This window comes from Paraburkholderia humisilvae (assembly GCF_902859855.1).
Taxonomy (GTDB): Bacteria; Pseudomonadota; Gammaproteobacteria; order Burkholderiales; family Burkholderiaceae; genus Paraburkholderia; species Paraburkholderia humisilvae.
This window is the reverse complement of the sequence record NZ_CADIKH010000011.1, coordinates 1-20,256: the sequence shown is the minus strand read 5'-3', so window position 1 is coordinate 20,256 and position 20,256 is coordinate 1. Positions and strand designations below refer to the sequence as shown.

Annotated in this window: 19 protein-coding genes; 18 read left to right on the top strand and 1 reads right to left on the bottom strand. The window is 59.3% G+C overall.

What is annotated here, in order from left to right; all coding sequences use genetic code 11:
• Window positions 1–11: 11 nt before the first annotated feature.
• A complete protein-coding gene (locus tag HV796_RS13320) occupies window positions 12–1,025 on the bottom strand; it encodes a TcpQ domain-containing protein (RefSeq protein ID WP_175226971.1) in 1,014 nt (337 codons plus the stop codon).
• Between the two features lie 179 nt (window positions 1,026–1,204).
• Between HV796_RS13320 and trbB the strand changes: the two genes are divergently transcribed.
• From trbB to HV796_RS13230, 18 genes are all read left to right on the top strand, one after another.
• Window positions 1,205–2,290 (top strand): P-type conjugative transfer ATPase TrbB, encoded by a 1,086-nt coding sequence (gene trbB / locus HV796_RS13315; protein ID WP_217477908.1) that lies wholly within the window; start codon window positions 1,205–1,207, stop codon window positions 2,288–2,290.
• 19 nt (window positions 2,291–2,309) lie between these two features.
• Window positions 2,310–2,750, top strand: a complete 441-nt coding sequence (locus HV796_RS13310) for a TrbC/VirB2 family protein (protein ID WP_175226970.1) — start codon at window positions 2,310–2,312, stop codon at window positions 2,748–2,750.
• Between the two features lie 12 nt (window positions 2,751–2,762).
• On the top strand, window positions 2,763–3,098 hold the full coding sequence (trbD, locus tag HV796_RS13305) for a conjugal transfer protein TrbD (RefSeq protein ID WP_175226969.1): 336 nt from the start codon (window positions 2,763–2,765) through the stop codon (window positions 3,096–3,098).
• Between the two features lie 10 nt (window positions 3,099–3,108).
• Window positions 3,109–5,700 carry a VirB4 family type IV secretion/conjugal transfer ATPase gene (locus HV796_RS13300; RefSeq protein WP_175226968.1) on the top strand — a complete coding sequence of 864 codons (2,592 nt, stop codon included), beginning with the start codon at window positions 3,109–3,111 and terminating at the stop codon, window positions 5,698–5,700.
• A gap of 69 nt (window positions 5,701–5,769) precedes the next feature.
• Window positions 5,770–6,438 (top strand): hypothetical protein, encoded by a 669-nt coding sequence (locus HV796_RS13295; protein ID WP_175226967.1) that lies wholly within the window; start codon window positions 5,770–5,772, stop codon window positions 6,436–6,438.
• Between the two features lie 113 nt (window positions 6,439–6,551).
• Entirely contained in the window at window positions 6,552–7,226 is a 675-nt protein-coding gene (locus tag HV796_RS13290; protein ID WP_175226966.1) for a TrbJ/VirB5 family protein, read from the top strand.
• 253 nt (window positions 7,227–7,479) lie between these two features.
• Window positions 7,480–8,985 (top strand): P-type conjugative transfer protein TrbL, encoded by a 1,506-nt coding sequence (gene trbL, locus HV796_RS13285; protein ID WP_175226965.1) that lies wholly within the window; start codon window positions 7,480–7,482, stop codon window positions 8,983–8,985.
• A gap of 157 nt (window positions 8,986–9,142) precedes the next feature.
• Window positions 9,143–9,748 (top strand): VirB8 family type IV secretion system protein, encoded by a 606-nt coding sequence (locus HV796_RS13280; protein ID WP_175226964.1) that lies wholly within the window; start codon window positions 9,143–9,145, stop codon window positions 9,746–9,748.
• A gap of 33 nt (window positions 9,749–9,781) precedes the next feature.
• A complete protein-coding gene (gene trbG, locus HV796_RS13275; protein ID WP_175226963.1) occupies window positions 9,782–10,684 on the top strand; it encodes a P-type conjugative transfer protein TrbG in 903 nt (300 codons plus the stop codon).
• A gap of 2 nt (window positions 10,685–10,686) precedes the next feature.
• Window positions 10,687–12,135, top strand: coding sequence for a TraB/TrbI/VirB10 family type IV secretion system protein (locus HV796_RS13270; protein WP_175226962.1), 1,449 nt, complete (start codon window positions 10,687–10,689; stop codon window positions 12,133–12,135).
• Between the two features lie 285 nt (window positions 12,136–12,420).
• Window positions 12,421–13,137, top strand: a complete 717-nt coding sequence (locus HV796_RS13265; protein WP_175226961.1) for a hypothetical protein — start codon at window positions 12,421–12,423, stop codon at window positions 13,135–13,137.
• A gap of 253 nt (window positions 13,138–13,390) precedes the next feature.
• Window positions 13,391–13,648, top strand: a complete 258-nt coding sequence (locus tag HV796_RS13260) for a hypothetical protein (RefSeq protein WP_175226960.1) — start codon at window positions 13,391–13,393, stop codon at window positions 13,646–13,648.
• A 20-nt stretch (window positions 13,649–13,668) separates the two neighbouring features.
• Window positions 13,669–14,799, top strand: coding sequence for a ParB/RepB/Spo0J family partition protein (locus HV796_RS13255; protein ID WP_175226959.1), 1,131 nt, complete (start codon window positions 13,669–13,671; stop codon window positions 14,797–14,799).
• A 574-nt stretch (window positions 14,800–15,373) separates the two neighbouring features.
• Complete coding sequence (locus HV796_RS13250) at window positions 15,374–15,664, top strand: hypothetical protein (RefSeq protein ID WP_175226958.1); 291 nt, start codon at window positions 15,374–15,376, stop codon at window positions 15,662–15,664.
• A 49-nt stretch (window positions 15,665–15,713) separates the two neighbouring features.
• Window positions 15,714–16,256 carry a KfrB domain-containing protein gene (locus HV796_RS13245; protein ID WP_175226957.1) on the top strand — a complete coding sequence of 181 codons (543 nt, stop codon included), beginning with the start codon at window positions 15,714–15,716 and terminating at the stop codon, window positions 16,254–16,256.
• 95 nt (window positions 16,257–16,351) lie between these two features.
• Window positions 16,352–17,494 (top strand): KfrB domain-containing protein, encoded by a 1,143-nt coding sequence (locus tag HV796_RS13240; protein WP_175226956.1) that lies wholly within the window; start codon window positions 16,352–16,354, stop codon window positions 17,492–17,494.
• A gap of 118 nt (window positions 17,495–17,612) precedes the next feature.
• Window positions 17,613–18,101 (top strand): hypothetical protein, encoded by a 489-nt coding sequence (locus HV796_RS13235; RefSeq protein WP_175226955.1) that lies wholly within the window; start codon window positions 17,613–17,615, stop codon window positions 18,099–18,101.
• Between the two features lie 4 nt (window positions 18,102–18,105).
• Window positions 18,106–20,058 carry a phospholipase effector Tle1 domain-containing protein gene (locus tag HV796_RS13230; protein ID WP_175226954.1) on the top strand — a complete coding sequence of 651 codons (1,953 nt, stop codon included), beginning with the start codon at window positions 18,106–18,108 and terminating at the stop codon, window positions 20,056–20,058.
• The last annotated feature ends 198 nt before the right edge of the window (window positions 20,059–20,256 follow it).

Here is a 20,256-nt window from a genome sequence, read left to right as displayed (position 1 = left end):
GCGGCCTCTGCCTAGCGCTTTGCATCGACGACGCGTAGCGTATGCCGCGACTGAGACACCTGAAAGTCAAGTCCGGGCACGGCGCTCGACAGCTGCTGAAGCACCTGGAGAAAGGTGCCCGCATACGGTGAACTGTACGTCACCTGATAAGGGTTCGACGCGGCCCATTTAGGTTCCGAGTAGCCGGCCGTCCTGGCCCATTGTCGCAGGTTGTCCTGAAGCGACTCGTTGGCCACCAGTGTCCATGTGCGGATCACGTCCGTTGCCGGAACGATCTGCGCCGTCGGAGGTGCCGCAGTCGGGGCGATCTCCGCCATATCTTGCGGTGCCGCGATCAACGGCTGGGCCGCTTGCGGTGCATTCGGCGCGAGCAGATCGGACACGAGGCGCATCGCATCCTCTTGCGAAATCATCTTGCTTTGCGCCATTGCCATCAGCCGGCGAATCATCTCAAGCCGCACCTGATCATTGATGACGGTGCCGGAAGCGATCCGTTGCGGCGGTGCGGGCTGCGGCAGCGTCGCCGGCGCAGGCGCAGGCGCAGGCGCAGGCGCAGGCGCAGGCGCAGGCGCGAGCGTCGCGCTCGCCATCGCCTCCTGGCTCGGCGTGGTAGCCGAAGATCGGAGCACGATCTGGACATCGTTGTCCATCGGATCGTCGTCGGGATCGAGTTCGGACCACGCCTGAATCTTCGACTCCGGCACGCCTTGTTTGACAAACCAGTCCTTCAACGTCGCGACCCGGCGTTTTGCAGCCGTCAATTGCGAGCGCGTTTTTGCATACGCATTGATCGCAATCGAGTCGGCGGACAGCGCCGTGCCCGACAGACTGTCGAGCGCGCTTCGCCCCGCGCGCGATGGACGATTCCCATAGAACGACACATACGACGTCGTCTCGCGGTGTGCGGCCCCGGGATGAGCAGCCGTGACGGTCGGAATGTCGTCGCTGACATAAAACGCAGCGTGCGCAGCGCCGCTCGAGCAAAGCGCAGCAAGAAGCGCGGCGAGTCGCGGTTTAAGTCTCATAGCCATCAGCCTCGGAAAAGTGGTGGAGCCCATTTAGCCGGACAAACTTCTGACGTCAGAAATATTATCCAGAAAGTAATTAAGTAGTATCATTGTACTATGATAAATAAGGCTGTAGGATAAGCGCGGGGTGAACGGCAGCACGCCGGGTCGCTGGCAAAAGATCGGGAACAAAAGGAATGGACCAGGCCGAAGCTTCAAGATTTTCCGCAGCGACGGGTGATGGTGCGCCGCGCGCGCTGTCCGAGCAGGCACGCGAACGCCGCATGACGGGGCTACGTCGGGATCTGGGGCCGACGTGCGTTGAAGCACTGAGGAATCCCAGGATTATCGAGGTCATGCTCAATCCGGATGGTCGGATATTCGTTGACGAGCTTGGCCGTGGCATGTTCGACACCGGGCAGAAGTTGGCAGCGACGGCTGCGGAGAGTCTGTTCAACGGCATTGCTGAGATGCTACGCACGGCGGTCACGATCAAGGAACCGATTCTCGAAGGTGAGTTGCCGCTCGACGGAAGCCGGTTCGAGGGATTGATCTGGCCGGTCGTCGCGGCGCCTGCCTTCGCCATTCGGAAAAAGGCGTCGTTGATCTTCACGCTCGAAGACTATGAAACGCGCGGAATCATCACCCGTCGCGATGATCCGCTGAACGCCCGTCAGCGGCGCACGTCGACCTTTGTCGAAGCAGTGAGCGGGCTGTCCCATGGAGAAATCATTCGTCTTGCCATCGCTCAACGAAAGAACATTCTCGTCATCGGCTCGACCAGCTCGGGCAAAACAACGTTGGTCAACGCCATTCTCGACGGAATCGCAAAACTTACGCCGGACCATCGAATCGTGCTGATCGAAGACACCGGCGAAATCCAGTGCGCGGCCGATAACTTCGTCCAGATGCGCTCGAACGCGGAGATCAGCATGACGCGGCTCCTGAAAGCGACCATGCGAATGCGCCCTGACCGGATCATCGTCGGTGAAGTCCGGGATGGTGCAGTGCTGGCGCTGCTGAAGATGTGGAACACGGGCCATCCAGGCGGACTGGCGACGATTCACGCGAACGACTGCGAGGATGGCCTGGTTCGAGTCGGTCAATTGATGGAGGAAAACGAAGGCATCAAGGCCAATCCGCAGGTCATCGCGAATGCGATTGATCTTTGTATCTTCATTGAGAAAGAGTCTGAAATCGACGCGGGTAGAAAAGTGCGTGAGCTCGCCGTTGTCGAAGGCTATGAAGTCGAGAAGCAGAAGTACATTCTTCACTATGTGTAATTTTTAAAAAGGAGAATTAATGAAAGCGATTAACCTCAAATCGTGCGCCACGGCGGTGGCCAGCAACGTGAAGGCGCGATTCGTGCGTAACAGCACCCACTCCGTTCAGTTCTCGAAACGGATGTTGTCACCCACGAACCTGTATGCGGCGTTCATTCTCGCCGGGTACGCAGGGGTGGCCGTAGCGCAGCAGGCGGGGGGCGTGACCGATACTTCCGCACCGTGGGATTCGTCGCTGTGCGGTGTGGCCGGATGGTTCAAAGGTACGACACCGATCGCGGTCGGTACCATCGCGTTCGCTGCCGCTGGCCTTGGCTTCATGTTCGGCGAGGAGTTGACCGGCATCCTGAAGAAGGTCGTCAACATCGTGATGGCCGTGTGTCTTGCGATCGGCGGCGGCGCCTTCATTGGCTGGGTTGCGACCAAGCTTGGCGCAGTGCACAGCACGTGCTCGGTTTGATAGAAGGCTGCGATGAGTGCTGACCATCGGAGCGAACTAACACAGGTGACGATCCACGCGGCCGGCGTCCGCTACCTGATGTTTATGGGTGGCGAGCGGAATCTGGTCGTGGGCGGGTTACTGATCAGCATTTACCTCGGTTTCATCACGTCAATGCGGTATTCGGTGTACTACGGGATTCCGTTGGGGGCCGGGGCTTGGGCGGTCTGGATCTCGCTGATGCGCGTCATGGCGCTTAAAGACCCGCTCATGTCCAAGGTGGTGCGCCGGTCGATGAAGTACCGGTCGTACTATCCGGCGCGAGGGCGTTTGCATGCACCGACGCCCTCGTACCCGGATTTCAGATAGGCGGTGAACGATGAACGGATTCTGGATCACGATCTGCCTCGTGGTTGCCGGCGTACTGTGGTACGCGCTCGCGGCCGGGCGGGCGGGAATGTTGAAGGAATATCGCGACGAGGCACAGGGCCTTGCGGACCTGTTGCGCTACGCTCGTCCGCTCGAACAGGGAATTTTGCTGGGCAAGGGTGGTGAGCTGATTGCCGGTTTCTTCTATAGGGGAACCGACACGGAATCGGCGAGCAACGGTGAGCTGGAAGCGATCGCCGCGCGCCTGAACGACGCGCTGCGACGTTTCGGGTCTGGCTGGATGGTCCATGTCGACGCGATCCGCGCGTCCGCGGTGGGGTATCCGGGAAATAATCACTTTCCGGTTCCCGTGGCTGCGCTGATGGACCTCGAACGGCAGTCCCAGTACAACCAGGAAGGGGCTCACTTCGAGAGCGTGTACGCAATGATCTTCACGTACCTGCCGCCATTTCAGTTGCAGAGCAAGGCATCGGCGATGATGTTCGAAAAGAGCGCGGACTTGCACATCAGCCGGGTTTCGCTACAGGAGCAGATGGTGGCGAAGTTCAAGGATCAACTCGATCAGCTCCAGTCGCGGCTTGGAACACTATTCGAGGGCATCACCCGCATCACGGATCAGATCGTCGAGAGCAGGGCGGACGGCTCCACGGTGGTCATCGATCACCTTGCAGGCTATCTGCACTACTGTGTGACCGGGGTCCGGCAACATATCGTCAAGCCTCCCGCGGGCGTCATGTACGACACTATCATCGGCAGCCAGGACTTTACCGGCGGCAACACGCCGCGCGTCGGCAAGAAGCATGTGCGGGCGATTTCGATCGAAGGTTTTCCCGCGACGAGTTATCCAGGCATTCTTAACATGCTGAACACCCTGCCGATTTCATATCGATGGAACACCCGTTTTATTTTCATGAATCCGGAGGAGGGCAAGTCGTTGCTGGGCAAGCTGCGCAAGCGGTGGCGTCAGAAGGTGCGCGGCTTTCGCGATCAAGTGAGCAACTCGTCGTCCGGGGCAATCGATCAGGATGCGCTCGAAATGACCGAGGATGCCCAGACCGCGATGTCGGAAGCGGGCTCGGGCCTCGTCAGATACGGCCACTACACGAGCGTCGTGCTTCTGATGGACGAGGACCTCGTGCAACTCAAGGAGAGTGTCGAAGACTGCATAACGGCCATATCGGACCTTGGTTTTCCATGCCGTCTCGAGGACGTGAATGCGGTCGAGGCCTATCTCGGCACGCTGCCGGGCCATGGGTACGAGAACGTGCGGCGCCCGATCCTGCACTCGTTGAACCTTGCGCATCTGATTCCGACCACGGCCACGTGGCCCGGGCTGAGTGAGAATCCGTGCGCGTTCTACCCGCCGAAGAGCCCACCGCTATTGATGGCGAAGACGACCGGGAACGCCCCTTTCCGGTTCAACCTGCACGTCGACGATGTCGGGCATACGCTGATGATGGGAACGACCGGCGCCGGCAAATCGACCCATCTGGAACTGATCGAGCAGGCTTTCTTGCGGTATCCGCGGGCCAGGGTTCGAAAGTTCGAGAAGGGTTACTCGTCATTTGTTCTATGCCACGCGTTGCAGGGTTCGTACTTCGATATCGGCAGCGAGCACGGCAGCGAAGTCAACTTCTGCCCGTTGGGCAGCGTCCATAAGCCTGCCGAGCGTGCGTGGGCGGAAGATTACGTCGAAACGCTGCTGACGCTGCAAAAGTTTGTCGTGTTGCCCGAGCACCGTACGACGATCCGCAAGGCGATGCGCATTCTCGCCGATGACAGCTACGCCGATCGCCGGTCGATGACCTCGTTTGTCCAGCAGGTCGCCGATCCGGCGATACGGGAAGCGCTCGCGCCCTACACGCTCGACGGCGGCAATGCGATGCTCGACGGCGAGTCGGACAGCATCACGCTGGATCGCTTCGTGGTGTTCGAAATGGAACACCTGATGAGCATGGGCGACCGCTTCGCGATACCGATCCTGTTGTACCTGTTCCGCTGTGTGGAGCGCGGCCTCGACGGTTCGCCGACGCTGCTCGTGCTCGACGAGGCGTGGCTGATGCTCAGTCATCCGCTGTTCCAGGAAAAAATCCGGGAATGGCTGAAGGTGTTGCGCAAGGCGAACTGCGTCGTGATGTTTGCCACGCAATCGATTTCTGACGTTGGAAAGAGCGCGATTCGCGACGTGCTATTTGAGAGCTGCCCGACGAAGATTCTGCTTGCCAATCCGGAGATTCGGGGTAACGACGAGTCGGCAGCGCAGTATCGTGCGATTGGTTTGAACGAGCGTCAGATCGACATCGTCGGCCGTATGGCGAAGAAGCTCGACTACTACTACATGTCGCCGTTGGGGCGCCGCAAGTACCAGCTGGGGTTGGGTCCGGTGTGCCTCGCGTTCGTCGGCGCATCGGGAAAGGATGATGTTGCGCGAGCTCGTCAGCTTATCAAGCAGTATGGAGAGCGGTGGACTGTCGAATGGCTCCGGCATTGCAACACGAACAAGGAATGGGGCAAAGGGCAACTCACCGACTGGATTGCGTACCACGAGCGCCAGCTCGGAATCGTAGCGCAGGCAGCCTGACGATACTGCAATATCTATTTATAAAATATAATAATATAATTAACTCAATTATATTCGATGGAAGATGCCATGGGCGTGTTTCCGAAGGCCGCGGTGATCGGGCGGCCAGTGATGCGACGAAAGATCTTCAACGGTCTGGCGACGGCGGTCTTGCTGTGTTGCAGCTGCGTGCATGCTCAGGTTGGACCCCGCTCGACCATCGCGGTAACCGGCGTACAGGTCAGTTGCCGAGGACTGCAACCCTACGTCACGTTCACGCTGCCCATCAACGGCGCCGACCAGGGCCGGCCGGGCCTGGTCTACATCGGCATGCACGATCCGTCGATGTCGCACGCGGCGTTTCTCACGGGCAATGCCTGGAGCAACTGGACCGACGGGATGTTTCCGGTCTACGCAATAGTGACGAACGGGCTGTTCAGCACCACGATCACTTTGCCGCTGCCCTACGCGCTGGCGGGCGGCGGCTGGCACCTGTACGCGGGTTACGGTGCGCTATCGGATGCCGATGAGTCGCAGGTGCAGGATGCGATCAACGCGATCGATGCGGCGAAGTCGCTCAGTGCGAGCGCGGCGGCGGCGCTGGGCGTGAGCGCGGTGGTTGCCGCGATTGATCCGGATCACTACCGCCGTACGTTGATCCAGACCGACATGACGAAGAACGGCAAGTACGCATACGTCCAGACCGGTGTTGAAACCAACCCATATGCATGTGATCCCCAACGGGGCGGAGGAGGTTGAGAATGAAGATCCTGAAACGATCGGGTATCGCGCTCTTCGTCGGCTTCACGATTGCATCGCGAGCTCATGCGGGTGCGGTTGCCGGCGCTACGGAGCCCACGCAGATTGTCAATATGCTGCAACTCGTCGCGTCATACTCAACGCTGGTTCAACAGGCAGTCACGCAGGTCAATCAGTACCAGACAATGCTGCAAAACCTGATGGACATCACCCCGAGTGAACTGCTCGGGGAAGCGGCGCAAGTGCTCTGGAGGGACCAGAACATGGTGCAGGCGTTCAAGAGCTTGCAGACCATCGTCGTGGCCGGGCAGAAGATCGATTACACGCTTCAGAACGCCGATCAGTTTTTTCGCAATCTTCATCCAGGTTACGGGTCGCTGCTTGATTTCCAGCATGGCTATCGGGACTTGTCGGACACCACATTGAATGCGATTGGGAACTCGCTCGCAGTAATCAATGCACAGACAAGCGACTTTGCGAATGAGCAATCGATGGTTCAGCAATTGCAGCAGCGTTCGCAAAGCGCAACAGGTCAATTGCAGGCGCTAAAGGCCGCTAACGATATTGGCGTTGCAATGATCGGCCAGTTCCAGAAGCTGCGCGAACTCATGCTGGCACAGGGACAATCGCAGGATCACTATCTTTCGATGCAAACCTCCATGAACGACAGCGGCAAGTCGGGACTTGACCAGGTGTTCGGCAACATCCACGCAAAACGGATTACCGCCTACACCCCGCCTTCGAGCCCGGCCTCGGCTCCGGCCCAGGCGTCGCCGCCGTCCAACTAAGGGAGTCATGCATGGCCATCGTCGTGATTTGCCCGTTTGCCGCTGCGCTTGTTGCCGCGGTTGCCACTTGCGGGAAGCGTGATGCCGACAAGGCATAGCACATCAGCACCGTACATCAAGCACTGAAGGAAGCCCGGTCATGCTCGCCATATTGAAGTTGACATTCCGGAAACCGTCATCGCCACGGCGGTGGCTCAGATTTGCCGCCGTTCTCGCTGTCGTTACCGTCTTGTGGTGTCTGTCGATCTCCGCTATGGCACAGAGCAACATCGCCGGCTATCAATTCAGCTTCCTGAATGAAATAGACCACAAGTTTTCGGGCTTCAAAGCCGAGTGGGGCCGTGTGGTCAAGGATTATGCGCAGCGCCTGTTCTGGTTGCTGGTCTCGATCGATTTTGGGTGGACGACCGTCACCTACGTTCTGGACAAGCTGGAGTTTGCGGACATACTGAAGAGCCTCATCAAGAAGGTAATGACAATCTGTTTTTTCTGGCAGCTTTTGAAGATGTCGGACACGTATATTCCCACGATCATCGGTATGTTCAAGTCGGCCGGCATTGACGCTGGAAAGGCTGCGGCTAAGACCGATCCTTCCGCCGTGACGCCCGACGGAATCGTATCGACGGGCTACGATGCCGCGATGGCCGCTTTCGAGGCGATGATGAGGCTGGGAGTGCTGGAAAAGATCGCTGTCGTTATCCCTATCACGGTGCTGTCGCTGATCATTTTTTTATCTTTCCTGTTCGTCGCCGCGCAACTCCTGATTATCCAGATCGAGTCGTACATCGCTATCGGCGGAGGCGTGATTCTGCTGGGCTTCGGTGGGTCGCGGTGGACGACGGACATGGCGACGAAATACCTGCAATACGCGGTGGCGACCGGCATCAAGCTGATGGTTCTATACATGATCGTAGGGGCCGGCCAGACGCTATTCGACAATCTCAGGATCGATACGGCGCACCTGTTCGATACCACGCTCGTCGCGATGGGGGAAGCGGTCGTCTACGCATACCTCGCGATCTCGGTTCCCCAAATAGCGAGCGCAATGATGTCGGGCAGTCCGAGCCTGACCGCGGGCGGCATGCTGGGAGCGGCAATGACTGTCGGTGCCGCCGCAGCTGGGGTAGGCGGCGCTGCGATGTCGGGCGCGATGGGCACGGCGAAGGGCGCAGCCGGAGCGGCGGCGGGCGCAACCGGGCTCGCGAAGGCATTGGGCGCCGGGCTGAACTCCGGGCTCGACCTGGGCAAGAGCGGCACGGCCCTGGCGGCGCACACACTTGGAGAAGTAGGGGGCCACGGTCTGGGCCTGGCGAAGGGTGCGGTAGGGGACGCGATAAAAGGCGCAAAAACGGCCTTCGCACAGAAAGTGGACGGCTCCATGGGCGGAAAGATCGCGTCCAGCATCGAGGCATCGCGCGGCAGCGGCGCGGCGGGAATTCCTGTTCCTCCATCCGCGCCGCCTAACGCGCCGGCTGCGCAAGGCGGCGCAGATGCGGCTCAGACTGGGTCGAATGAAAGCGATGGTGGTGCCGGCGCGCAGCAGGACGCTGCCGATAGCAACGCAACGTCGGCGGACTCGAGTTCGGCTGCCCCGCCGCCCGCGGCTACAGCGTCGGCTTCGGGAAGCAAAAATGCCCCGCCGCCGGCTAACGGCGGCACCTCGCTGCAGAACCGGATCCGAGATCTTCAGGGATACGTACCGAACGATGCTGCGCATCCCGCTTCGGTCCGTATCGATGCGAAGCACGCCGGTAACTAATATATGTATTGCATAAGGCAAACCACACATGTTCGGGCGCAAAAAGAAGGGCGGTGACGAGGCCGCGGCAGGGGGCGCGAAATCCCCGAAGGGTAGCGTGGAGCAAGAAAGATCGCTGCACCTTCAGGAGCCAGATGGAAGGCGCGACGATCGGTACATGAATCTCGCGGTGGAGAAGTACAACTGGCAGGTCGCCTGGCGAATCACGACGGCTTTGCTTGCCGTGTCGATCGCGTTTAACGGGTACTACATGGTGACCAGCAAGGTCGTTCCTTATGTTGTGGCTGTCGACAAGCTTGGAACGGTGGTGTCCGTGGGGCAGCCTTCGCGCGCCAATCCGGTCGACTCGCGCCGTGCCATGCGGGAGCAGGTGATCCGTTGGGTCGAGTGGTCGCGGATCGTCGTCGGCGATCAGGATGCGCAGAAGACGTTCATGCGCTACGTCTACGCGCGGGTCGAGGCAGGCAGTGCAGCGTACAAGAAAATCGATAACTTCTATCACAACGAGCGCAAACCATTTACAACGGCTGCCGATCACACGGTGGAGACGCACGTGACGGTCGCGCTGCCGGTTTCGGACCACTCCTATCAGGTCGAATGGACGGAGATCCGGCACGCGCCGAACGGCGATGTGTTCGGCGAAGAACGCTGGAAGGGCCTGTTCACGTTCAAGACGATGGTGCTGGACAAGGACGAGGACATTCAACGCAACGGAGCCGGCTTCTTCATCACGGACTTCACGTGGTCCAAGGTCGTGGGTTAAATCGATATGCGCGTTATTCGGGAGTGCATCGGTATGAAGATGTTGGCGGCTTTGAACGCTTGCCTCTTTCTTGTGGTCAGCCATGCCGCGGTTGCGGAATCCGGAAAGAAGTTTCTGACGTTGGAAGATGCCGCGGTAGCGCAGGCGCAAAAGTGGCGGCAGACGGGCGTCGCGAAGCCGATCATTTCCGATGATGGGCGGATTAACTATCCCTTCGGGCAGTACATGCCGAAGCTCACCTGCACGATTATCCGTGCGTGCGATATCCAACTGGAGGCCGGCGAACTGACCACCGGCCAGCCGATCGCGGGGGACTCCGCTCGATGGAAATTCAGCAAGCGAGTCTCCGGCAGCGGTGACAGCGCGGTCACGCATATCATCGTCAAGCCGGTCGATACGAACATCGAAACCAATTTAATTATTACGACCGATCGGCGCACCTATCAGATCGATCTGTATTCGAGTCCGAACGAGAAGGACTACCTGAACATGATCGGCTTTTACTACCCGGACGAGATTGCGGCCGAATGGGATGAGACAACAAAAATAAAGGACCGCGATCAGCGCGCCCACGACAGGCTGGTTGCTGCCGAACTGGCGCCGGGATCGGCCGACAAGCTCGATTTTGCCTATTCGATCGACGGTGACGCGCCGCTCAGGCCTGAGCGTGTCTATAACGACGGGCTCAAGGTCTATATCAAGATGCCTGACGCGATTACGACGTCGGAAGCACCGGTGCTCGTTTTGCTCGACAAGGACGACAAGCCGGCGCTGGTGAACTGGCGTCCCACCGCTTCGGACCCGACGCTGTACCAGGTCGACAAACTGTTCGACAAGGCGATGCTGGTGGTCGGGGCCGACGGCGATGAGAAGAAGGTCACGATTACCTGGATGAAAAACAGGCGTTCCTTCTGGTCGCGTTTGGGAGGGAACTGAGCATGGCGGTTGCAGATCCGTTTGACTCGCCCGACTCGGTTCAGTTAAAGGGCAAGTTGTCGGGCCTTACCAGGGTTTCGCGCAAGGTCAAAGCGCTCGCGGCGATCATCCTGATGGCGGTGGTCGGGTATGTGTTGTTCGCGATCTTTGGCGCAGATGACGACGGATCCGGCGCCGTTGCCAAAGACGGCGGGGCGGATGTCGCGGCGCGGCAGGCTGACACGGGCACTGCTCCCGCGTCGCCAAACTTCGGCAATGTCGGGTCCGGGCAAGCGGTTGTGCTGGCGCAAGAGGCCTCGGCAGCAGCGGCGACCAGTGCGCTGGGGCCTACCTTTGCTGTTGGGGCAAGCGGCGTGGGTGCGCCCGTGCTTGCCGCGCCGTCACCGGCTGTCCCGGCGATCGGCGCCGCGGGTGCCGGGAAGGTCTCGCTCGGTTCACGCGGCGCGGCGGGCGCGGAACCACAGCCGCAATATCAGACGCCGGAGCAGCAGGAGGCCGACCGGCATCGTCGTGACCAGGATGAGAAACGTAATCAGGCGATCAACTCGGCGCTTGATGCGGGAGGTGGCGACGGCGGGATGGGCGCGTTGGGCGGGATGGGGGCGGCCGCGGGCGGCCTGGCCGCGTCCGGCTCGAGCAATCCGTTGCTGGCGCAACTCGCGCAGGCGGCAAAAGCGGCAACGGCTGCACAGGGTGCCGGCGGTGCTGCGGGCAGTCCGTTGATACCCGCGATCGGCGGCCTGCCGCAGGACGATCAGAACAAGCAGGTACGTAAGGAGCAGTTCCTCGCGAGCGGCGACAGCCTCACCAGAACGCGCTTGAACGAAGTGAAAATGCCGGCGGCTACGCCCTTTGAAATCAAGGCTGGCTGGGTCATTCCCGCAGCGCTCGAGTGCGGACTCAATTCGGATTTGCCGGGACAGACATGTGCGCGTGTGATTGAGAACGTGTACGACACCGCAACCGGGAAGTATCTGCTGATCCCTCAGGGTAGCAAGCTGATCGGCGCGTACGATAGCCAGATCTCGTACGGCCAGGAGCGGATCCTCGTCGTGTGGACGCGGCTCATTTTTCCCGATGGCAGCAGTATCAGTCTCGACGGCATGCCCGGTGAGGACAAGGCGGGAAATGCCGGTTTCGACGCCGATGTCAACAATCACTATCTGAAGGTGCTCGGCAGCGCGACCTTTATGGCGCTGTTCAGTGCCGGGATCCAGCTGACGCAAAAGACGACCGTCAACCCTGATGGCGTGCCGACCAACTCGCAGGTCCTTTCGCAATCGGTCGGTCAGCAGCTTGGCCAGACCGGTGCGGCATACATCCAGAAGGGCATGAACATCCAGCCGACGCTGACGCGCTCGCCAGGCTACAAGTTCAACATCGTCGCAACGCGCGACATCGTGTTCCCAAGCGCATACAGGCCCCAGCCGCTCACTGCGAACGGTGACTGAGGACCGTTTCGCGGGAAGGAGGGCACGAAAGTGCCCTTTTTTTATTGCAACGTTTATGTCATTTCCAACGTCAGAAGTCGCGACGATCGACCCAGTGCACGAACGGTTGCACCACCTGTAGAATGCTGCTGACAGCGGGTTCCATACGAACACGTGTTGTTGCTGTAATGCATTTTGTTGTCGACTATAGTCAGAACTGCGTTGCTGTTGGCCTCATAGTCAAATAACATAGGCAGAAGGCTAAGAAGCAAATTTCTACTAAGGCAAATGCAGGTTCATCCATTCATGAACGCAAAAAAAACTACGCCTCCGAAAGCCACCGCGGCGCGGAAGAGCGCGCAGTCATCCGTCAAGCCGGCAGCAAAAGCAAAGCCGCCGGCGAAGGGGCGGACGGGCGCGCTAAAGCAGGTCAAGGCGGTGGTCAAGGCGTCCAAGCCTGCACCGCCTGCATCGAAGAAGGCGCAGAAGCGGACGAAACCTGTTGTCGCTGGAGGAAGCGACAGCGGCGCACGCGCGGCTCACGCGAAAGCGCGAGGCGGCGACGGTGCGACCGCATCATCGCCGGAAACAAGGCCGCGTTCGAGCCACGGTCGGCGAATTGGAAGGCCCAAGACGCGCATCGAGGGCCTGAAGGCTGTTCCCACGCGCTGTCCGACGCAGATTTACACGTACCTCAAAGGCATCACGCCTTTCCTGTATAGCTCGCTGACTGCGATGTTCGAGGACATGATGCGCCGGTTCCTCGCGGAGCGTCCGTGGGAGCATGGGCTTCACTGGCGCAAGCCGAAGACGGCTGTGACGCTTGCCGGTGGGGTGACCGGGCGTACGGGGTGGGAGCAGGTGAACATGCAGCTTCCCGCTGATGTGGCTGCCGAAGTGGAGGCTGCGGCGGCGACCTGCGGCGTATCGCGCGCCGCGTTCTGTTACACCTCGATCTTCTGGTGGGTTCAGTACATTTACCCGCCTGCGAAGATGCTAGGCGCACCGCCCGCGCATGCTTGATAGCGCACGGCGACATCGGCGAATGTAATCTTTCCGACGACTGAAGTGGGCCGCGCAATGGTCGCGCGGCCTGTTTGCAGATGAAAAGTTATATAAATAATACTTATATTGAATCCGATTTGCCGGATTGATATCATCCTATCACGCCGACTACGTAAGCTTCGTCGCTTCCCGGTCAATCGGGCCGGGGATCGCCGCACCGCTTTTCTGGTTGGACCTCGCGCGGGTGACAATTCTGCTCAAACCAGCGTCAATGACAGGGCTCCACTCGACCTTCGATGCCGTCGAAGCCGTGCAGCACGACAATCCGTGCTTTGCCATGCCGATGGGGTCGACCTGTTCGCGTGTTCGTCCGCTACGCAAATGCGGATGCCGGCGGATTTCGCGCAAACGGCTCAGCAGCGGCGTGTCATATGTGCCGGAGAAACCCGAGCCGACTTGGGGGAAGCGCGTGCACGGCGAGAACTTCAACGTTGAGCGGAGAAGTTTTCCGCTCGCGTACTGGAACTGAACGCATAAGGGAATGTGAACATGAGCACGCTGGATCTTCTTCAGAGTCTCGAGGCATCGACGGCGCCGCCTGTTTTGGTGGACATTGATCTTATCGACCCGGACCCGGATCAGCCGCGGCAAGAGTTCTATCCAGTCGATGGAGTGATTGACGAGGCGACGCAGCAAGCGTTGGTGGAACTGGCCGACAGCATCACACAGGTAGGGCTGTTACAACCGATCACGATCCGGGAGAAAGAGGGCGGTCGCTACAAAATCAGTATCGGCGAGCGGCGGTGGCGAGCGTTCAGATTGAACAATGAGCGCGGCGTGCGTGGGTCGGACAGGATTCCATCGATGATCCGCAACGACCTCACGGCTGAGCAACTGGCGTTGGCTCAGCTGGCGGAAAACTTGCAGCGCAAGGATTTATCGGACCGCGAAACCGCGAAGTTTCTAAAGGAAACGCTGGAGAAATTCCCCGGCTTGCAGAAGCAGCAGCTTGCGAAGCTGATCAACCAGAGCAGCCAGTACATCTCTCGCATTCTGGCGCTTCTGGATCCGCAGTGGGCCGATGTCGTCGACTCGGGAATCATTACGTATGCGTCGCTCCTCGAACAGTATCGGGCTCTTCCGAGGAGCAAGCAGCGGGAGTTGAAAGAGACGGCGCAGCGCGAGAATCGCGCGCTGACATCCGGCGACATTCGCTCCGCGAAGTCCGCGGTGAAGAAGGGCGCCGTTGCTCCCGTGCAGGCGCCACAAGTGCCCGCTCGTGCTGTACAGCAGTTCGATCCGATTCTCGCGCGGCAAGTGCAGGAGTTCGTTGCGAAGCAGGCTCCGAAGGGCGAGACATATCAACCGAGTGAGGTGGCGATGAGTGCGCCGGCTCCGAAGCGGCAGATCTTCGACAGCGGTGGTGACGCTGTCATTCCGGCCGGCGTGGGCGCTCTGAACCCCGCTATTCTTGAAAAGCGCGAGGCTCGCCTGACTCTTCAGCAAATCGAGTTGCTACTGATGCGTGGCGCGCTGGTGAGCAAGGCGCATCTGGTCTCTCTGATGCTGCCTGTCGAAGAAATCAAACACGCGATCACGGAGCTAGGCATGGGTCTGCCAGCCGATGACGCGCACTTACCGATGGCGCTTGCCGAGGCGATCAACCGCTCGGCGCGCTAAGCGACAGGCCGGTGTGTCCCGGGCCGGAGTATCCCTCCGGCCTTTTGCTTTTGGTTACCGTGATTTAAATGAATTGGCAGGTTTGATGGACCGCACTACCCAACAATCAGGACGTTGGTGAATTGGGTCGATGAACGAAATGCAAGTGGCATATATCAATCTTTAGTCATTGCCGTTTAATGCAGGCCACAAGACAGATCGATGTCCGTATGACCGACGACCGTAATTTCGGTATCTGAACGATTTTTGCTGCTCAAGCTTTAACTCGATTTTGCCGTTGTCCGGATATCTAGCCTTGGAAGCAATGGCAGAGTTCGCATTGGTGTTAGCGGTCCACCAGCTAATCATCTTATATTTAAGTTAGAATTCCACATTCAATGTAACTGAATGTAACTGCAGTAAGAAAGTGTGTTCGAGAGGGGCAACCTTCGCGGCCGTCTTCCAACGTCAGAAGCACGGCATTCGGGTAAATAGAAGTAAATAGCGACTGCTATTTACTTCAGGAATTTTTCGCGTATCATGTCGCTTGCAAGGTGGCGTGTGGAATGCAGTTCTGCCTAATGGGAGTCGTGTGATGAAGGGTTCGTCGTCGGTTGTGAGAGAGGTATCTGAAGAGGAAAGCCGTCATGTCCCGCCGGTTGGTGCGGTCGTCGCTCCCAGCGTTCTCGCGCGCGTTTTCGCAGGTCAGCCGCTGCCGTTCGCAACCAACCCTGATGGCTCGGTAGATCTGGATGTTTATCGTGCATGGCTTGAAAGCATATGGAAAGAAGGAATGGATGCGTTTGAAGAACAGTCCTCTTTCGTCGTCGTGCAGTCGGAGAAACTCAAGGTAGTACACGCATTCACTGTCAGCGCCGCCGAGTGACGAGTTGGTGGTATATATTCCGAAAGGGTTTTGCTAATTCGGAAAGGGTATGACAGAAGCAGAGTTCGCCGAGCTGATTCGGGAGACTGGGTTGTCGGCAGTGAGTCGTGAAGCTGCCCGGCTTGTGTTTGTTGAAGAAATGCAGCAGGTTGCTGCGGCGGCCGAAGTCGGCATCTCAAAGCAGCGGATGAACCAGATCGTCAAGGTAGTTCGGCAGGCTGACGAACGGCGAATGGAAGAAGCCGAGTTGGCCCGACTGCGGCAGGGCGTGGCGCGCCCCGCGGTATCTGAAAGCGTCGCTGCACTCGAGGCCAGCTACGCGATCGCGGTCAAGTCCGCGCGTGAACAGCATGGTGATGACGCGCACATCCAGGCGCCCGGACCGAATGTCAAGACCGTCGGCGAGGTCATTTCGCGCACTGACTTTCACCTTGTGCAGTCGACCGGCCGTGGCAGCGTCGTTATTCACGAACTGGCCAAGCTCGATCGCGTTCCGCCCGTCGGCCGGAGCGTTGCAATTACTTATTCGGATGGTCGCGGTGTCGTTGCCGATCGCGGTCATGAGGTCAATCGCGGATCAATTTCAAGGTAGTAGACCCAGCGCCGCGCCGTGCGGACCGGCCCGGTCGCTGATTGCACAGCGAACCGCTCTATTGTGGTTTTTTTAAATTGATACGGGAGAACATCATGAGCAGCCAAACGTCGAACGGCGCGCCGACAGGCAAACCGCGGCGCTCGCTCGCGCGCGTGAACCCGCAGGTGAAGCGGCAACGGTTGAAGCCGCTAGATAGCGACCAGAACGGCGTGAGGATAGTTTTCGATGTCCGCGGCACCTATTCGGTCAGTTTCAGTTACGAGCCCGCGCTCGCGGCGCAAATACGCAAGATAGCCGGTGCGAGATTCGATCGCGATGCGGATGTATGGAAAGTGCCGGTCTCGCAGTACGACGCGCTCTTGGAGGCGGTGGTTGGCATGCGGTCGGAATACGTTCTGGATGGGGCATCGCGCAGTGACATCGAACGGCTCGTAGCGGCTTTGGGTGCGCAGGGTCGAGGGGCAGTCGGCGTCGACTCGGCTCTGCTGCCGCGTATGAGCGACTACCATCCTGTCGGCGAAGCTTTACGCGGCGAGATCATCGCGGTGAATGACCGGTACGCGGCACAACAACTGACGCGCTTCGATGGTCGGGACGGTGCGGCGTTCGTGACGCTTCACCGGCTCGCCGAACTGGGGGAACGGGTATTCCGAGGCGACAAGGTGTGCATCGTCTACGGCGAAGACGGCCGCGCGACGGTGAGCCCGATGCAGACGATCGGGGAAAAGCTGGACTCATCGCTTGGGCAGTCCGTCGACGGTGTGACCGTCATGCGGGAGGGCGACACGTATACGATCAGCTTTGACTTCAATCCGGTCCTCTCCGACCTTATCCAGCGTGTGGATGGGACATCCTTCGATCGCGAGCGGAAGGTCCACGTGGCTGACGCGAACGTGAAGTCACTCGTGGCGCGCGCCGTCGACGACATGCGCAAGGAATTTATCGCCGACCGCGCCGACCGCGAGCAGATGCAGTCGATCGTAAACGGGGTCGACGGCGCGAAGGTACATGACGCAGATGTGTCGGACGGAAAAGCGTACTCCGGACGCGTGCTTGCGGCCAACGGCCGGTACGTGCTGCAGCACGTCGGCAAGGATCACGTTGCGCTGCACCGCGTGTGCAATCTGGGCGCAGTCCCCAAAGTCGGGCATCGCGCGCGAATTGCCTATCAGAACGGTCGCGGGCGTGTGAGCGAGCCGCAACCGGAACGTTCGACCTGTCGTGAAATCGTTTAATAACGCATGATCTAATTACAAAGAGGCCGCGCCTGCCATGCCCATCATCATTCCTTTCCCTGTCGTTATCCCTGTCCATCAGCCGGCCCATACGCAGACGCTGACGAGGAGCTCGTATATGAACACCATTCCCGAATTCGGTGCCAACCCGGACTACCCGTATTACCGGAAGGGCGTTACCCAACTGCCTCCGCATATCAATCCACCGTTGGACGAGTACACCAATATGGCCATGTGCGGCGTGGTGGGTGAAGCCGCCGGCAAGTATCTCCAGGAACACAAGATTGACGATGCGCTTGCACGCGAGACGGTGTATGGCATTGTCGTGGCGGTTAACCGTGTGTTTGAAAAAGATCTCACGGAATGGGTTATCACGAATTTTGTTGATCGCAAGAAATTTCCCGACGAGACAGACCGGCTCGCTCGAATCGACTTTCGTATTCAAGACCTCGAAGAGAAGGTTGGAAAGGCCGTCATCGAGACGGTTCAAGACTCTCCGTTGATGAGCGAGGGGAAACCGTTTCGTATCCAGCTAGCCGTGACAGCGGCGACGGCGTTGGGGAAACACCTCGCCGGACTCAAGACCTATCCGGACAGGAAGGAGTGACCGGATGTCCGCGAAAACATCTGCGCACCCGCGCATTTGCATCTATTTCGATGGCACCGGCAATAACAAGGAGAATGCGAAACCCCAAGACGGCCAAACCAATGTTGCGCGTCTTTACGACTACGACGCGGCCAAAGGAACCAGTCTCGCTTTCAACTCGCCGGACGGGCAGGAGCGGTTCGATGCGGCACAGTATCAAAAGGGTGAATCAGCGAAGGTCTATCTCGACGGAGTGGGCAGCAGCCCGCACTCATACCGCCCGGATCAGATACTGGAGGGTGCGTTCGGCTATGGCGCCGGCGCGCGAATCGACAAGGCCTACGATGCGGTCGTGCAGTTTTGCAATGCGAACCCCGAGGCGGCAAAACGTGGCGACATCGATATCAACATCGTCGGTTTTAGCCGCGGTGCGGCGCAAAGTCGCGCGCTCGCAAACCGGATTCTGGTGCAAGGCATTCCCGTTCTAGACGCCCACGGACAGGCTACCCACGCGTACCTGCAGTATCCGAATCTCGAGAAGATCCGGCAGGATGAACCGGGAGCCAATCGTTCAGGTGAGCCTCAGGCGAAGATCCACTTCCTTGGGCTTTTCGACACCGTCGCCTCGTATGACGTGGTGAGCAATAGCCACTACGGCATGGATCTGCGGGTCGGGCCGGGAATCGAGACCAGTACCCAATGTGTTGCGCTCAACGAGTACAGGAAGAACTTTCCGCTCACGACGGTGTTAGGAGGAAACGTTCACGATGGAATCAGGGAATACGGTTTTATCGGAGCGCACAGCCAGATTGGCGGAGGGTATCGACACGATATCCTGGCGAGCGGTCCTCTTGCGCGCATGTATTCCGACATGCGGCGATCCGGCGTCGAGCTCGGGCCCATGGATGCGGAAACACAGGATCGCCTGCACAAGTATGACCAGATCCAGCATCAGCTTGCCAGCCGGGATCCGGCTGAGGCCGCGGACGCGGCGCAGAAGGTTCGGTATCAGTTGATCGATTCGAGAATCAAGGATGGGGAGCTGGCGCGAACTCAGGACTTGAAGGCGCAAGGGCGAGTGGTCGGGGACTTCGATCAGCGCGTACCGCAGGGAAAGTCAGCGGAGGGCATCTTCCCCTGGATGCCTTTTCCGAATGAATGGGCGCTTCAGACCCATAGCTTTCAAAGGGAGGTCGAGAGCCGCGGCGTCATTGCAGAACGGGACAACACGCTAGCCAGAATCGGCGCGCTCGACGCGTTGCTGGATCTTGCGAGCATGAGAAAGATCGGCGACGCGATGTCGCGCGAAATAGCGGACTTTGGCAGACACACGGACGTGCCTTGGGTCAACCGCCTCCCGGCTTGGCTGGAGAAGTTTGACGCCGACTTGCAAACATCCAGGCCCGATCGTGAACGAGCAGGCGCACGCGGCGATGCTTCGTTGACCCCGGCAACTTCCGACGGACGAATCCACTCGGAGAAAGCGCTCCGGGACCTGATCGGAAAGTCCAGGCCGGAGGCGTCCTTTATCCTGCATGCACAGATGCCGGCGGTTCCGGACGACGTCCGGCGACAGTACGCGCTTGGCGTTGCCGTGGCAGACACCGGCAGGACCCGCGATGAACAACTGCGAGCCGGCCGTGATGAACGCATGCTGCCTCCACAACACGGCCCGCCGGTAGCCGCGGCTGAGCGATCGCTGAAAGAGGCGAACGATCTGGCGCTGAAGTCAGGTGGCGTGACGCAGCCGTTGAACGTGCAGGCCGGACGATACGCGGGCAAGGTTCTGCACGAGACGGATCACCACGTCGTGCAGGACATTGGAATGAAAACGGCAGTGGTCCACGAGAAGTCGCGATTCAATGTTGCCGATCTGAAGCAGGCGATCGAGCGCGGCGATAACGTTCGCGTTCAATACAACGAAGGCAGAGCTTCGATCGACGCGACCAGAAGCCTGTCGCAAGGTCGTACACGGTAGGCAGCGCTGTTTGCGCCTCCGTGGAAGAAATTGAGCTGTGCGAGCCAGGCAGGAAAGGAAGGGGCACCGCCACACGCAACAGCAGTAACTATTGACCTTTCCATAAATCATGACGTCACCACAAGGTTGCCTGAATCCAGCACGCGGCGATGATCGAAGGTCGGTGCTGAGCGCTTTTGAGCTTGTTGCGAGCGACGG